Consider the following 13,242-nt stretch of genomic DNA (forward strand, 5'->3'; position numbering starts at 1 on the left):
ATGGCCGAGCGTTCACGGCCCCGCCATTGCCCGGGTTTTTGCCTACATGTTGGGGTAGTTCGGTCCGTCCCCACCCTGCGGCGTGGTCCACGTGATGTTCTGGCTGGGATCCTTGATGTCACAGGTCTTGCAGTGGACGCAGTTCTGGAAGTTGATCACGAATCGCGGCTCGGCCTCGTCCTTCACCACTTCGTACACGCCCGCCGGGCAATACCGCTGCGCCGGTTCGTCAAACTTGGGCAGGTTGACCTTCACCGGAATCTCGGGGTCGGTCAGCTTCAGGTGACAGGGTTGGCTTTCTTCGTGGTTGGTGAACGAAAAAGCCACGTTGGTCAGACGATCGAAAGACAGCGTGCCATCGGGCTTCGGATAGTCGATGGGGGGGTGCTTGCTGGCATCCTCGGTCGCCTCGGCGTCGTTCTTGCCATGGCCCAGCGTCCCCAGCAGCGAGAAGCCCAGCGTGTTGGTCCACATGTCCATGCCACCCAGCACCAGCGAAGCGGTCAGGCCGTATTTCGACCACAGCGGCTTGACGTTGCGAACCTTCTTGAGGTCGCGGCCGATCGTACCGTTGCGCACCTCGTCTTCATAGGCGTACAGCTCGTCGCCAGACCGGTCGGCCTTGAGGGCCTCGAACGCGGCCTCGGCCGCTGCCTTGCCCGACAGCATCGCGTTGTGGTTGCCCTTGATGCGCGGCACGTTGACCATGCCCGCCGAACAGCCCAGCAGCGCGACACCCGGCGCCACCAGCTTCGGCATCGACTGATATCCGCCCTCGGTGATCGCGCGGGCGCCATAGGCCACGCGCTTGCCGCCTTTCAGCAGGTCGGCCACCACCGGGTGGTGCTTGAACCGCTGGAATTCCATGTAAGGAAACAGGTGCGGGTTCTTGTAGTTCAGGTGAACCACGAAGCCGACATAGACCTGGTTGTTTTCCAGGTGATAGATGAACGACCCGCCCCCGGCATTGCCGCCCAGTGGCCAGCCCATCGTGTGGGTGACGCTGCCTTCCTTGTGCTTGGCGGGGTCGATCTCCCAGATTTCCTTCATGCCGATGCCGTATTTCTGCGGCTCTTTCCCGGCGGACAGGTCGTATTTCGCGATCACTTCCTTGGACAACGACCCGCGCACCCCTTCCGACAGGAAGACGTATTTGCCGTGCAGTTCCATGCCCGGCTCGGTGTTGGGGCCATAGGACCCGTCGGGTTCCAGCCCGAAGACACCTGCCACGACACCCTTGACCTCGCCATTGTCGCCATAGACCAGTTCGGAACAGGCCATGCCGGGGAAGATCTCGACGCCCAGTTCCTCGGCCTGTTCGGCCATCCAGCGGCAGACATTGCCCATCGAGACGATGTAGTTGCCGTGGTTGTTCATCAGCGGCGGCATCGGCCAGTTGGGGATGCGCAGCTTGCCGGCCTCGCCCAGCATATAGAAGTTGTCTTCGCGCACCGGCACATTCAGCGGCGCGCCCTTTTCCTTCCAGTCGGGGATCAGCGCATCCAGACCGCACGGGTCCAACACCGCGCCCGACAGGATATGCGCGCCCACTTCCGAGCCCTTTTCCAGCACGACCACGTTCAGGTCGGCGTCCAGCTGTTTCAGACGAATGGCCGCCGACAGGCCCGCCGGGCCTGCGCCCACGATCACCACGTCGTATTCCATCGCTTCGCGTTCAATTTCGGCCATCGTGGGCTCCTCCGCTAACTCTCCGAATTGGCGCCTGGGGCGCGGGCTCGGCGAAATTTTGTTTCCCGGCTGATTACCTGCTGGAAAAGACCTTGGTCAATCAAAACACGGCGTAACATTGCTGCAATGCGGCAGATCAGCCCTCGGGCGCGTCACCCATCAGGTACCTGGGACCGCTACCATGGGCCTTGGCCCGATCGTCGGGGTTGTAGAGCGCGCATTTCGGCAGGCTCAGGCAACCGCACCCGATGCAGCCGTCCAGATTGTCGCGCAGACGCAGCAGAGTATCGATTCGCTGGTCCAGATGCGCGCGCAGGCCGACGCTGATCTTTTTCCAATCCGCCGGCGTGGGCGTGCGGTTGTCGGGCAGCCCGGCCAGAACCTCGCGGATTTCGGGCAGGGTCAGGCCGAACTGCTGGGCGATCATCACGAAACTCAGCCGACGGATGTCGGCCCGCTGATACCGCCGCTGACCGCCCGGATTGCGCCAGGGGGAAATCAGCCCCTGCGCCTCGTAGTAGCGGATGGCGGACACTGCCAACCCCGTGCGGCGCGCCAGCGCACCTATGGAAAGGCCTTCGGATACGGGCATGATCTCCTCCCCAAAAAATTTCTTGAGCTAAAGTTAGGTTTAGGAATTACGGTGAGTCGAAACAAGCCTGAACATGAAAGGAAAACCCATGATGGCGACGCTGGAACACACGAACTTCACCGTCCGCAACCCGCAGGCAACTGCCGCCTGGATGCAGGACGTATTCGGATGGAAAACCCGCTGGGAAGGCCCCGCCATCGCGGGCGGCTATACCGTGCATGTGGGCAGCGCGCATACCTATCTGGCGCTTTACGCCCCGGCCGACCCCAAACCGTCGGGCGAAAGCAGCTATGACATCGTCGGCGGGCTGAACCATGTGGGCGTGCTGGTCGAGGACATCGACGCGACCGAGGCCAAGGTTCGCGCCGCGGGCTTCGAGCCCCACAACCACGCCGACTATGAACCCGGCCACCGGTTCTATTTCGACGATGACAACGGTATCGAGTTCGAGGTCGTTCAATATGATTGAAATGCTCTGGTTCGGCGCCGAGGCGCATCGCTGGAAACGCGGTGATCTGCTGGGGCATCGGCACAATCGGAAACCCCCACCGCCCCGACGGCGTTAAGTTGCGGATTGCAGGGGCCAAACCCCTTGGCCTCTTGCATTTCACGCCATATTTGGGTCAGGTAATTGCCAACCCATCTTTCGCCCCGACGCTGGTCTCATGCGGCGGGGCGACTCAATTTGTGCGTGGAAAAAAGAAGATATGGAAAAGATCCCCATGACGCCCGCGGGCTTTGCCGCGCTCGAGGCAGAGCTCAAGCAACTCAAGTCCGTTGAACGCCCCGCCATCATCGAGGCCATCGCCTCGGCGCGCGAACTGGGCGATCTGAAGGAAAACGCCGAATACCACTCGGCCCGCGAAAAGCAGGGCTTCATCGAAGGCCGCATCAAGGAACTGGAAGGCGTTCTGTCGCTGGCCGAGGTGATCGATCCGACCAAACTGTCCGGCGCGATCAAGTTCGGCGCCAAGGTCACCTTGGTGGACGAGGACACCGACGAGGAAAAGACCTGGCAGATCGTGGGCGAGCATGAGGCCAATATCGAAAAGGGCCTGCTGAACATCAAATCGCCCATCGCCCGCGCCCTGATCGGCAAGGAAGAAGGCGACAGTGTCGAGGTGCGCACCCCCGGCGGCGTGCGCTCGTACGAAGTGCTGAGTATCCACTACGCCTGATCGGAGCGCGTCATGTCGGGCCAAGACCCTGATCCGGACAGCAAACGCCCCACCTGGCTGGGCATCTATGACCGTCCGGGCCGCCCCAGCGTCACCGGGATCGAGATTGCGGCCGCGGCCCTCAGCCTGATCTGGCTGGTGGTGGCCGTGGTCTTTCTTGTGCTGCCCGAGCAGACGCAGGCCGGCAGTTTCATCGTGATGCTGCTGGCGGTGTTCATGCCGGTCGCGATGATCTGGGTCGCGGCGCTGGCCATGCGCGCCAGCCGCATCATGCGCGAAGAAAGCGCCCGGCTGCAGACCGCGATCGACGCGATCCGGCAGGCCTATGTATCGCAACAACAGCGGTCGGCCAGCACCTACGAACCCGCGGTGGCCCGGAAACTGGATGAAATCGCCGCAGCCGCCCGGCACACCCAAAGCACGCTCGCCACGTTCTCCAGCAAGCGGCGGGATCTTACGCCGCTGGCAAGACCTGCGGCACCCTCGGGCCAGACCTCGTTGGAACTGGGCACCCCGGCCGAAGAGATCACGACCCCTTTGCCCACCGACATTTTCATCCGCGCGCTGAACTTTCCCGAAACCGCCGAGGATACCGAGGGCTTCAACGCCCTGCGCCGCGCGATGAAGGACCGCAAGACCGCGCAACTGGTACAGGCCGCCGAGGACGTGCTGACCCTGCTCAGCCAGGAAGGCATCTACATGGACGACCTGCGCCCGGACATGGCCCGCCCCGAGGTCTGGCGCCAGTTCGCCAAGGGCGAACGCGGGCGTGCGGTCGCTGCTTTGGGCGGCATCCGCGACCGGTCGTGCCTGGCGCTGACCTCGGCGCGGATGAAGCAAGACCCGATCTTTCGCGATGCGGTGCATCACTTCCTGCGCCGCTTCGACACCATGATCGTCGAGTTCGAACCTTTGGCCAGCGACGCCGACCTGACCGCCTTGGGCGACACGCGCACGGCGCGCGCCTTCATGCTGCTGGGCCGGGTGGCCGGGACCTTCGACTAGCCACCGTCCGGCACGACCCAGCGCATTTTCGTGGCCGAACTGAATCCGAACAGATGCTTGAACGGGCCGGTATAATCCTGCCCGATCGCCTGAAACCCTTCGCGCTCGTACAGGGTCCGCGCGCGCGGGTTGGTGTTGATCACGTCCAGGTGCACCTCGTGCATGCCCAGCCTCTGCGCTTCGTCCTTGATCGCCCCCAGCAACAGGGTCCCGACACCCTGCCCGCGCGCTTCGGTCGCCACGCATATGCCGTCCATCTGAAACACGCCCGGCTTCAGGTCGCGCTCCAGAACGCTCAGGATCAGGCCCCGCCATAGGGCGCCGAACCAGCCATAGACCCGGGCCAGATCCGCCAGCCCGCCCTGCGTCAGCCCACCGTCGCGGGTCTTGTACCCGGCCAGCCCCAGCATCCGCCCATCCGCATCCCGAGCCACCAGGGCGAATTCTGGGTTCAGCACCCGTTCGAAAAAGGCCAGCCCGCGCGCGTCCGGACCCATCACGCGCGATAGTTTGCTCGAGAACGCCTGCCAGAACAGCTCTGCTGCCCGCGCGCGCTCATCGGGGGAAAACCCGCGCGAGACCGAAACCGTCACAGGCCGAAACTGCCATAGGGTATGAGGCGAACCGGGTCTCCGGGCTGGATGTCCAGCGGGCCGTCCGGCAGTTCGACCAGCCCTTCGGCCCAGCTGAGCCCGCTGATGCGACCCGACCCTTCCGAGTGGAACACCTCGACCCGGCCGTCGCGGACCCGGGCGCGCAGGTATTCGCGGCGGCCCGATTTCTTGCGCTTGGCGAACCCGGCGGGCAGGTCAAAGCCCTGCGGCTGCTGCCACCCCTCGCCCGCCATCAGGCCCAGCGCGGGCCGGGCAAAGATCAGAGTGCAGACCATCGCCGCCACCGGATTGCCCGGCAGGCCAAACACAGGCGTGCCCTGCCACAGGCCCAGCGCCAGCGGGCGGCCCGGTTTCAGCGCGATGCGCCATTCCTGCAAGGCCCCCGTCGCGCGAAGCAGGGCCGAGACATGATCCTCGTCCCCCGCCGAAGCGCCGCCGCTGGTCAGGATCGCGTCGGTCTGTTGCGCGGCCTGGTCCAGCCGGTCCCGCAGCGCGGCCCGGTCGTCGCCCACGCGGCCCAGATCGACCGGCACAAAGCCCATCCGTTGCAGCATCGACAGCAGCATCGGGCGGTTTGCATCATAGATCTGACCCGGCCCCGCGGCCTGACCCGGATCACGCAATTCATCGCCGGTGGACAGAACCCCCACGCGCAAGGGGCTGCGGACCGGGACCTCGGCCACGCCCACCGCCGACAGCAGCGCCAGATCGGCGGGTGTCAGGCGTCGCCCGGCAGGCAAAGCCAAGGCGCCGGCCTGCACGTCTTCGCCCGCCTTGCGCGTATTGGCGCCGGCCTTCAAAGGGCCGTTGAAGGCGATATGGCCGTCCTGCACGGTCACGTCCTCTTCCAGAATGACGGTATCCATCCCCTCGGGCAGCGGCGCGCCGGTCAGAACGCGCAACGCCTGCCCCTCCGGCACGGCCCCCGCAAACGGCACGCCCGCCGCCGCGCGTCCCTCGGCCAGCGGCAGGACATGCGGGCCCTCGGGTCGACCACCGGCAAAGCCGTACCCGTCCACCGCCGTGTTGGGCAGCGGCGGATTCGACCGTTGCGCGATCACCTCCCGCGCCAGAACGCGCCCGCAGGCTTGACCAACGGGCAGGGTCTCGGCGCCGGCCACCGGGTGCAACCGGTCGCGCAACAGGGCCAGCGCGTCGGCGACCGGAGTCCATTCGACCCCCGGCGGCAGGGCGAAACAGTCGTTTTTCAGCGGTGGAGGCGCAATCTTCGGCATGGTCAGGTCCTCGGGCATGGTAAGGGGCTGGGCCGCGGCCCCAGGCCGACCTGGGACAGGATGAAATCGGCAATGGCAGGCGTGTCGTTCAGATCAAAAACCGGACGGTCCAGATCCAGCGGCGTGTCGCTGGCCACCGCGCGGATCGTCGGATCGTCGGCGGCAATCAGCGGGTTTCCGGGCTGGGCGCGAAAAGCCTCGACCTTGGGGTGGCGCGCGCGCTTGTACCCTTCGACCAACACCAGATCGACCGGGGACAGACGCGCCAGAAGGTCGGTCAACGGCGGCTCGGGCGCGCCGCGCAGCTCTTGCATCACGGCGATGCGGCGGCTGGACGCCAGCAGAACCTCGGACGCCCCTGCGGTTCGGTGGCGGTGGCTGTCGGTGCCCGGTTGGTCCACGTCAACCGCGTGGTGGGCGTGTTTGACGGTCGAGACACTGAACCCGCGCCCGGTGATCTCGGCCACCAGCCGTTCGACCAACCCGGTCTTGCCCGTATTTTTCCAGCCGGTAACGCCGTAGACCTTCATGCCTGCTCCAACAGTTTCTGCGCCTGGATCAGATCTTCGGGCGTGTTGACGTTGAAGAACGGATCGAACGGGTCGGCCGGAAACAGCGCCTCGCGCCCGTCATGGCGGTCGGTCCACAGGACCACCTTGCGAAGCCCGTCGTTCAGCGCCGCCCGCAGGTCATCGCGCAGCGCCACGGGCCAAAGGCCAAAGGTCGGGTGCCGGTTGACCCGCCTGCCGCCGCCCGATTTCAGCGCCTCGTCACCGGTGCGCGGCGTGGTGGCCAGAACCAGCGGATGAGCCTGCCCCTGCGCCGCCAGAATCAGCCGGTCTACCAGATCGCGCGGGAAGAACGGCGTGTCGGCGGCAGCGGTGACGATGCAATCAGCGCCCTGCCCCGCCGCCCAATCCAACCCGGCCAGAACGCCCGCCAACGGCCCGGCGTAACCCGCGATGCTGTCCGGCAGGACCGGCAGGCCAAGATCGGCAAAGCGCGCCGGATCGCCATTGGCGTTCAGCGCCAGCCCGGCCACCTGCGGCGCCAGCCGGTCGATCACATGCCCCAACAGGCTTTGCCCGCCCAGTTGCAGCAACCCCTTGTCACCGCCGCCCATCCGCGTGGCCAAACCTCCGGCCAGTATGACGCCGAGGGGGCGTGATGTTTCACCTCCCATCGGCGCTTTTCCTTCGATGCTTCTTGTCCTCGACCGGTACGGAGGCCGGGTCCACGTCGCGCAGCAGCCGGTCCTCGCCCGACAGGCAGACGAAACGTTGGCCGCGCATCCGGCCGATCAGGGTCAGGCCGACCTCGCGCGCGATTTCGACGCCCCAGGCGGTAAAACCGGATCGAGACGCCAGCACCGGAATGCCCATCATCGCCGTCTTGATCACCATTTCCGAGGTCAGCCGCCCGGTGGTGTACAGGATCTTGTCGCCGGCCGCCTCGCCTTCGGACAACATCCAGCCGGCGATCTTGTCCACCGCGTTGTGGCGGCCCACGTCCTCCATATAGACCAGCGGGCGACTTTCGCGGCACAGAACCGTGCCGTGGATCGCCCCAGCCTGCAGGTACAGCGACGGCGTGCGGTTGATCTTGGCCGCCAGACCATACAGCCACGAGGTGCGCACCTGAACCTGCGGCAGGCGCACGCCCTCCAGCCCCTCCATCATGTCGCCGAACACCGTGCCCACCGCGCAGCCGCTGGTGCGGGTCTTTTTCTTCAGCTTGTCCTCATAGGACGTTTCGCGGGCCGTGCGCACCACCACGGTTTCCAGATCGTCATCGTACTCGACGCGCGTGATCTCGTCATCGGGACGCAACATGCCCTGGTTGCGCAAAAACCCCAGCGCCAGATATTCGGGGTAGTCGCCGATGGTCATCGCCGTCACGATCTCTTGCGAATTGAGGAAGATCGTCAGCGGGCGCTCCTCGACCACCGAGATGCGGCTGACCTCGCCGTTCTGGTCCACCCCCTCGACCGCGCGGGTCAGCCGCGCCGCGCCGGGATCGGGGGCGATGATGTATTCCGACAGATCGACTTCGGTGGCCAATTGCAACCCTCTCTCTGACCCGCTACTGCTGCGAAGACCACCATAGGATCTAGCCATGGCAACCTCCACATCCAAGTCATACTATTGGCAGGGTTTTCGCGACGGGACCCCGTTCATCTTCGTGGCGGTGCCATTCGGTACCCTGTTCGGCGTCTTCGCGACCGAGGCGGGCCTGAGCATTCTTCAGACCATGGTGTTCACCGCAGCCGTATTTGCGGGGGCCGCGCAGTTTGCATCGCTGCAGCTGCTGCAGGACGGCACACCCACGGCCATCATTCTAGTTTCGGCACTGGCCGTGAACCTGCGGATGGCCATGTATTCAGCGTCTTTGACGCCTTATCTGGGCGCGGCGCCCCTGTGGCAACGGGCCTTTGCCGCCTATCTTACGGTCGACCAATCCTATGCCTGCTCGATCGTCCAGTTCGAAAAGGAACCGGACATGTCGGTTCCGCAGCGCATGACCTATTTCATGGGGTCGGTTTCGCCGCTGGTGCCCATGTGGGTACTGGCAACCTTTATTGGCGCCTACCTGGGAACGCAGATCCCCGATAGCTGGGCACTGGATTTCGCGCTGCCGATCACCTTTCTGGCCATGATCGGCCCGATGATGCGCACTCCGGCCCATGTGGTCGCGGCTCTGGTCGCCATCGTCGTGTCGCTGCTTTGCGTGGCAATCCCCTACAATCTTGGCCTGTTGATCGCGGGCTGCGCGGGCATGATGGCCGGTGCGCAGGCCGAAGTGATGCTGGAACGCAGAAAGGTAGCGTCATGACCACCCCCGATCAGACAACGGTCTGGACGATCATCGTCGGGCTGGCGATCGGCAGCTATGCCCTGCGCTTCGTGTTCATAGGCTTTGTCGGAGACCGTCCGTTGCCGCCATGGTTGCTGCGGCATCTACGCTATACGGCGGTGGCCATCCTGCCGGCCCTGATTGCCCCTCTGGTCATGTGGCCCACGGCCACCGAGGGCCAGCCGGACCTGCCGCGCATGGCCTCGGCCGTGGTTGCGCTAAGCGTCGGGTTGATCACCAAGAACGTGCTGGCCGCCATCTTTGCCGGGGCCGGCACGCTGTATGGTCTGCTGTACCTAGTTGGTTGAAGCCGCTTCCAGCTGGTTGAGCGCGGCGTTGTTGGCGGCCAGACCCGCCTGCAGATCGGCGCTGTCGTTTTCACGATATTCGGTCGTGACGACCCCCGGAAGCTGCCCGAACTGATCGGACAACTTGACCGGGTAGAAGGTGGTCTGGATCTGCTCGAAACCGGGAACCTGCTGCAGCAGCCTAGCGGTCGAGTTGGCGCAGTAGGCGCCCGCAACCGGTCCGGACTGCTTGGCCAGCTGATAGGCGATCTCGGCCTGTTGGGGTGTCACCTGGATGGTCTGGATGCGCGCATAATGCGTTTCGCGTGCGTGCGAGCTGCGATAGGCACGCTCGACCGCGGGGGTGATGCCATACAGCACGTCATCCTTGATCGGCACCACGTCGGCGCGGAACGACCCGGCCGGGTCGAAAATTACCCGCTCGCTGGCGCTGATCATCAGCGAGGTATGCGCGCCAGACCCCGTACGCGTGTTGATCATCGTGTACAGGGTCAGCGTTGAGGGCCCCGGGTCACGGTAGGATCGCGCAACGATCTCGGACTGGTCGGCCTGAGGGCGCTGCGACGTGGCACAGCCTGCGACGGTTACTGCCAGCAGGCAGGCAATCAAGATGCGAAACATGACCCGTCAGTCCGGCTTATGCCCCGAAGATCGCAAGAAACAGGGCAATGAAGCAGATCACCACGACGCTGTAGGTGGTGAATTTGATGAACCCGTTGAAGGTTTTAGTCTGGACGGTGATGTCCATCTCGCCGTGCTTGTGTTCAGCCATTTCGAAAGATTCCCAATTCGCGTGTTTGCCGGTTTGGATAAATCAAATTTTCCGGCCTGTCACGACGTCAATCGCGCGCAGGTGCCCGAGTTCAGTCGCCCGCAGCCTCATCGGTGGCAAAAACCGAGCAGCCGGGATACCCGAAGCCCCACCGCCACGGCAGGCCGGTACAGGGGCCACCTCCGAATCGGACGGCCATGAACATCGCCTCGGCGGTTATCGACATGGCCGACGTCACCTGCTCGGGCGTCATGTCGTACTGCGTGGCATAGTCCTGCGCATGCACGGCTCCGAATTCCTTGACGCACGCGCGCAGGGCGCGGTCAGCCTCCAGCCGGGCGTCAAAACTGGCGTCGGCGGACGTGGCGCCCCCGGCGGTGTGATACGCGCGATCATGAGTCACGCAGCAGGATTCCCACGGCGGGTGGCTTTCGTAAACGGCGCGAAATCTGGGAAAGGTCTCTGCCACCAGCCGCCAGCTGGACGACATGCCCCCCGAGCAGCCATCGGTTTCAAACGCGCTCAATGGTTGCCCAACCGATTGCCCGATCAAAGCCCGATGCGCGGGCATCTCGACGCCGCGCATCAGATCCTGCGCCGAAGCCGACCCGGCAAGGCAGGCGAGCAAAAGACCGAAGCTAGGGGCTTTCATCGCGCATCGCCTCGGTATCGACCGACAGGCCGAAGGTCGTGGCCAGCCACAGCAGCAAGCGCTCGCCCGGCTCCATCTCGGCGCGGACACGCAGCACTTCACGCGCCATGGCGGGGCGGTCGGTGATCAGACCGTCGACACCCATCGAGGCCATCGACGACATCTGCAGCGGGTCATTCACCGTCCAGACATAGATATCCTTGCCTGCATCATGGACCGAGCGGATCAGCCCGGGCGTGACCATCCCGGCATTCACCGCGACGAAATCGCCCTCCAGCCCGGTCAGATCGCCCACCGCCGTGGCAGCCAGAACGCCGGCGCGCCAGTCCGGGCGCAACGCTTTCATCTTCTGCACCGCCGGGTATTTGAGCGACATCGTGGCGATGTCCTGCTCCATCCCGAATTCTTCGACGATGGTGGCCACGCGGTTTTCCAGATCCACGTCATGGCCATAGTATTTCAGTTCGATGATGACCTTGGATTTACCCTTCGCGGCCTTCAGGACCTCGCGCAGGGTCGGAGTGCGCTGATCGGCATATTCGGGGTCGAACCAGCTGCCGATATCGATCTGCGCCACATCCTCCATCGTGGCATCCCAGACCTTCATATTGACCCCGCCCAGCTTCATGAAGTCGCTGTCATGGGCCACGATCACCTCGCCGTCGGCGCTTTCCTGAACGTCGATCTCGACCCAGTCGGCCCCGTCTTCGATGGCCTTCAGCACCGCAGCCATCGTGTTTTCCGGCCGCAGCGCCGCCGCGCCCCGGTGGCCGATCACGTCGGCATGATCCGGTGCCGATATCTGGTCCAGCACGTCCTGGCTGAACCAGATACCGGCCAGCAGGGCCACGATTGCCGCGGCAACGGTCACCAGAACCGGGGCGCGCAGATTTCCGGCTTCGGGATGGGGAAGCTCTGCCGCGCGAGGTTCAAAAAACCCATCCAGCAGAACCGCCAGTGCGCCGAGCGCCACAGCCGCCAGCACCAATCCGGCCAGAGACCACAGCCCGGCCACCAGCAGGCTGAGCGTCAGGGCAAACCGCAGGTTCGTGCCTTGTTCGAGAGGTACAAGGTGGAACAACAGGCTGGCCACGGCGGCAATCAGCGCAGCAATCGCCAGACGTATGGCCAGCCACAGTGCCAGTTCGATCTTCAACCGGCCGCGTTTGCCCTCCATTCGGCGGGCGCTTTCGGCGAAGGCGTCCGAGGGCGCAATTCCCTCGAACAGCACCAGATGCAGGGCGAGCGCCCAGGCCGACAGGCGGCGGATCAGCACCCAGGCCAAGGCCAGCACCACCAACCCGATCAGTGCGACGGCCACCTGGAACGCGGGCGGATGGAAGGTCAGATAATAGTTGATGTCGTATTCGGTCAGCGTCCACCACGCGATCAGGCCCGCGACCGCTACGAAGGGCACCGCCAGAACAAGCACCCGCAGAATGAAGCGCACCGCGAAGGAAAACAGCGTCGGCAGGCGCGACAGGATCAATCGCAGCGCCGACCCGCCGGCCCCCCACGGGTCGCTCTCGCCCATCCTGAGCGATCCGGCCATGACCGAAAAGACGAACACCTCGGCCAACAAGAACAGGCCCAGAATGACCACCGCCGCCACGAAACCAACCGGCGACAGGATGAACATGGCGATGTCCTGATCGGTCAGCGCGGTTTGGTCGGACAGCATCACCGCGAGGTTCACGGTGAAGGCCACGCCGGGTGCGATCAGCGCGATCAGTAGCAGACGCACCGCCATATAGATGGGAACAAAGGTCCGGCGTCGGGCCCAGGCCCCGCGATAGGCATCTGTTACGGTTGAGAAATGTGACACGCCGGCCCCCTTTGAATGCTGAATTCATTCAAGGCCGCGCAGATGTGAATTGCAAGCGTGACGCTCAGCTTTCCTCAAGCTTGGCCGCGAGGCGGAAGCCGATCCGGTTGGCGGGCTTGTCCTCGACCGTTTTGGGCAGCGCGCGCAGCATGACGTTCAGCTGGCTGACATGCTGAACCAGCTGGGTGCGTGCGCCCGAACCGTCCGAGCCGTAGAAGGTGATCACGTCGGGGTCAAAATATCCCATCCCCTCGATCCGCATCACCCCGGCGTCACCACCGGTAAAGCCCATGGCGACCTCGTGATCGGCATCGAGGGTCTGCTCGAAGTTCTGGATGTACAGGATCAGCCGTTCATACGCCCACTGGGCGGGGCTTTTGCTGTCGACCGGACGGCGCAGGGGTTCGGGCAGATCCTTGGTGCCCGACGTGCTGTCCGGGTCGGCATGCACCTCATAGCACCGGGGCAGAGCCGCCGCTTCGGCGGCCTCGGCCGAGGTTTCGATCTTGTCCTGCATCG

Annotated in this window: 17 protein-coding genes; 5 read left to right on the forward strand and 12 right to left on the reverse strand. The window is 64.5% G+C overall.

Annotated features, from left to right (window positions below; all coding sequences use genetic code 11):
• Window positions 1–42: 42 nt before the first annotated feature.
• Both ACR0IR_RS14530 and soxR read right to left on the reverse strand, forming a co-directional pair.
• A complete protein-coding gene (locus ACR0IR_RS14530; RefSeq protein WP_170367604.1) occupies window positions 43–1,689 on the reverse strand; it encodes an electron transfer flavoprotein-ubiquinone oxidoreductase in 1,647 nt (548 codons plus the stop codon).
• 136 nt (window positions 1,690–1,825) lie between these two features.
• Window positions 1,826–2,281 carry a redox-sensitive transcriptional activator SoxR gene (soxR, locus tag ACR0IR_RS14535; RefSeq protein ID WP_480779131.1) on the reverse strand — a complete coding sequence of 152 codons (456 nt, stop codon included), beginning with the start codon at window positions 2,279–2,281 and terminating at the stop codon, window positions 1,826–1,828.
• Between the two features lie 88 nt (window positions 2,282–2,369).
• Between soxR and ACR0IR_RS14540 the strand changes: the two genes are divergently transcribed.
• From ACR0IR_RS14540 to ACR0IR_RS14550, 3 genes are all read left to right on the forward strand, one after another.
• Window positions 2,370–2,750 carry a VOC family protein gene (locus ACR0IR_RS14540; protein WP_170406821.1) on the forward strand — a complete coding sequence of 127 codons (381 nt, stop codon included), beginning with the start codon at window positions 2,370–2,372 and terminating at the stop codon, window positions 2,748–2,750.
• 238 nt (window positions 2,751–2,988) lie between these two features.
• Window positions 2,989–3,459: a transcription elongation factor GreA gene (gene greA / locus ACR0IR_RS14545; RefSeq protein ID WP_005978981.1), complete on the forward strand. Its 471-nt coding sequence runs from the start codon at window positions 2,989–2,991 to the stop codon at window positions 3,457–3,459.
• A 12-nt stretch (window positions 3,460–3,471) separates the two neighbouring features.
• Window positions 3,472–4,464, forward strand: a complete 993-nt coding sequence (locus tag ACR0IR_RS14550; protein WP_480779132.1) for a hypothetical protein — start codon at window positions 3,472–3,474, stop codon at window positions 4,462–4,464.
• Here the strand turns inward: ACR0IR_RS14550 and ACR0IR_RS14555 are convergent.
• From ACR0IR_RS14555 to ACR0IR_RS14575, 5 genes are read right to left on the reverse strand one after another with little or no spacing between them, the layout of a single operon-like run.
• Complete coding sequence (locus tag ACR0IR_RS14555) at window positions 4,461–5,057, reverse strand: GNAT family N-acetyltransferase (protein ID WP_367647694.1); 597 nt, start codon at window positions 5,055–5,057, stop codon at window positions 4,461–4,463. The two genes, ACR0IR_RS14550 and ACR0IR_RS14555, sit on opposite strands and share 4 nt — an antisense overlap.
• Complete coding sequence (locus ACR0IR_RS14560; RefSeq protein WP_170365445.1) at window positions 5,054–6,313, reverse strand: molybdopterin-binding protein; 1,260 nt, start codon at window positions 6,311–6,313, stop codon at window positions 5,054–5,056. The genes ACR0IR_RS14555 and ACR0IR_RS14560 overlap by 4 nt, the downstream gene beginning before the upstream one ends.
• 2 nt (window positions 6,314–6,315) lie before the next feature.
• Window positions 6,316–6,843 (reverse strand): molybdopterin-guanine dinucleotide biosynthesis protein B, encoded by a 528-nt coding sequence (mobB, locus tag ACR0IR_RS14565; RefSeq protein ID WP_170365447.1) that lies wholly within the window; start codon window positions 6,841–6,843, stop codon window positions 6,316–6,318.
• Window positions 6,840–7,496 (reverse strand): molybdenum cofactor guanylyltransferase MobA, encoded by a 657-nt coding sequence (gene mobA, locus ACR0IR_RS14570; RefSeq protein ID WP_170365449.1) that lies wholly within the window; start codon window positions 7,494–7,496, stop codon window positions 6,840–6,842. The genes mobB and mobA overlap by 4 nt, the downstream gene beginning before the upstream one ends.
• On the reverse strand, window positions 7,486–8,430 hold the full coding sequence (locus ACR0IR_RS14575; RefSeq protein WP_254441584.1) for a formate dehydrogenase accessory sulfurtransferase FdhD: 945 nt from the start codon (window positions 8,428–8,430) through the stop codon (window positions 7,486–7,488). Before ACR0IR_RS14575 ends, mobA begins: the two co-directional genes overlap by 11 nt.
• Between ACR0IR_RS14575 and ACR0IR_RS14580 the strand changes: the two genes are divergently transcribed.
• Together ACR0IR_RS14580 and ACR0IR_RS14585 are read left to right on the forward strand one after the other, a co-directional pair.
• Window positions 8,429–9,145, forward strand: a complete 717-nt coding sequence (locus ACR0IR_RS14580) for an AzlC family ABC transporter permease (RefSeq protein WP_170365451.1) — start codon at window positions 8,429–8,431, stop codon at window positions 9,143–9,145. The two genes, ACR0IR_RS14575 and ACR0IR_RS14580, sit on opposite strands and share 2 nt — an antisense overlap.
• A complete protein-coding gene (locus ACR0IR_RS14585) occupies window positions 9,142–9,474 on the forward strand; it encodes an AzlD domain-containing protein (protein WP_170342269.1) in 333 nt (110 codons plus the stop codon). Before ACR0IR_RS14580 ends, ACR0IR_RS14585 begins: the two co-directional genes overlap by 4 nt.
• On the opposite strand, the gene ACR0IR_RS14590 is transcribed toward ACR0IR_RS14585, so the two are convergent.
• The 5 genes from ACR0IR_RS14590 to ACR0IR_RS14610 all read right to left on the reverse strand — a co-directional run bounded on the left by ACR0IR_RS14590 (window position 9,463) and on the right by ACR0IR_RS14610 (window position 13,240).
• Window positions 9,463–10,095 (reverse strand): hypothetical protein, encoded by a 633-nt coding sequence (locus ACR0IR_RS14590; RefSeq protein WP_170365452.1) that lies wholly within the window; start codon window positions 10,093–10,095, stop codon window positions 9,463–9,465. The two genes, ACR0IR_RS14585 and ACR0IR_RS14590, sit on opposite strands and share 12 nt — an antisense overlap.
• A 16-nt stretch (window positions 10,096–10,111) precedes the next feature.
• Window positions 10,112–10,246, reverse strand: coding sequence for an aa3-type cytochrome c oxidase subunit IV (locus ACR0IR_RS14595; RefSeq protein WP_093963530.1), 135 nt, complete (start codon window positions 10,244–10,246; stop codon window positions 10,112–10,114).
• A 91-nt stretch (window positions 10,247–10,337) separates the two neighbouring features.
• Window positions 10,338–10,898 carry a hypothetical protein gene (locus ACR0IR_RS14600; protein ID WP_170365454.1) on the reverse strand — a complete coding sequence of 187 codons (561 nt, stop codon included), beginning with the start codon at window positions 10,896–10,898 and terminating at the stop codon, window positions 10,338–10,340.
• Window positions 10,885–12,723, reverse strand: coding sequence for a glycerophosphodiester phosphodiesterase family protein (locus tag ACR0IR_RS14605; protein ID WP_170365456.1), 1,839 nt, complete (start codon window positions 12,721–12,723; stop codon window positions 10,885–10,887). The genes ACR0IR_RS14600 and ACR0IR_RS14605 overlap by 14 nt, the downstream gene beginning before the upstream one ends.
• Window positions 12,724–12,787: 64 nt before the next feature.
• Window positions 12,788–13,240 (reverse strand): DUF6173 family protein, encoded by a 453-nt coding sequence (locus ACR0IR_RS14610; protein ID WP_170365457.1) that lies wholly within the window; start codon window positions 13,238–13,240, stop codon window positions 12,788–12,790.
• Window positions 13,241–13,242 lie beyond the last annotated feature (2 nt).

This window comes from Ruegeria sp. CF2 (assembly GCF_056537385.1).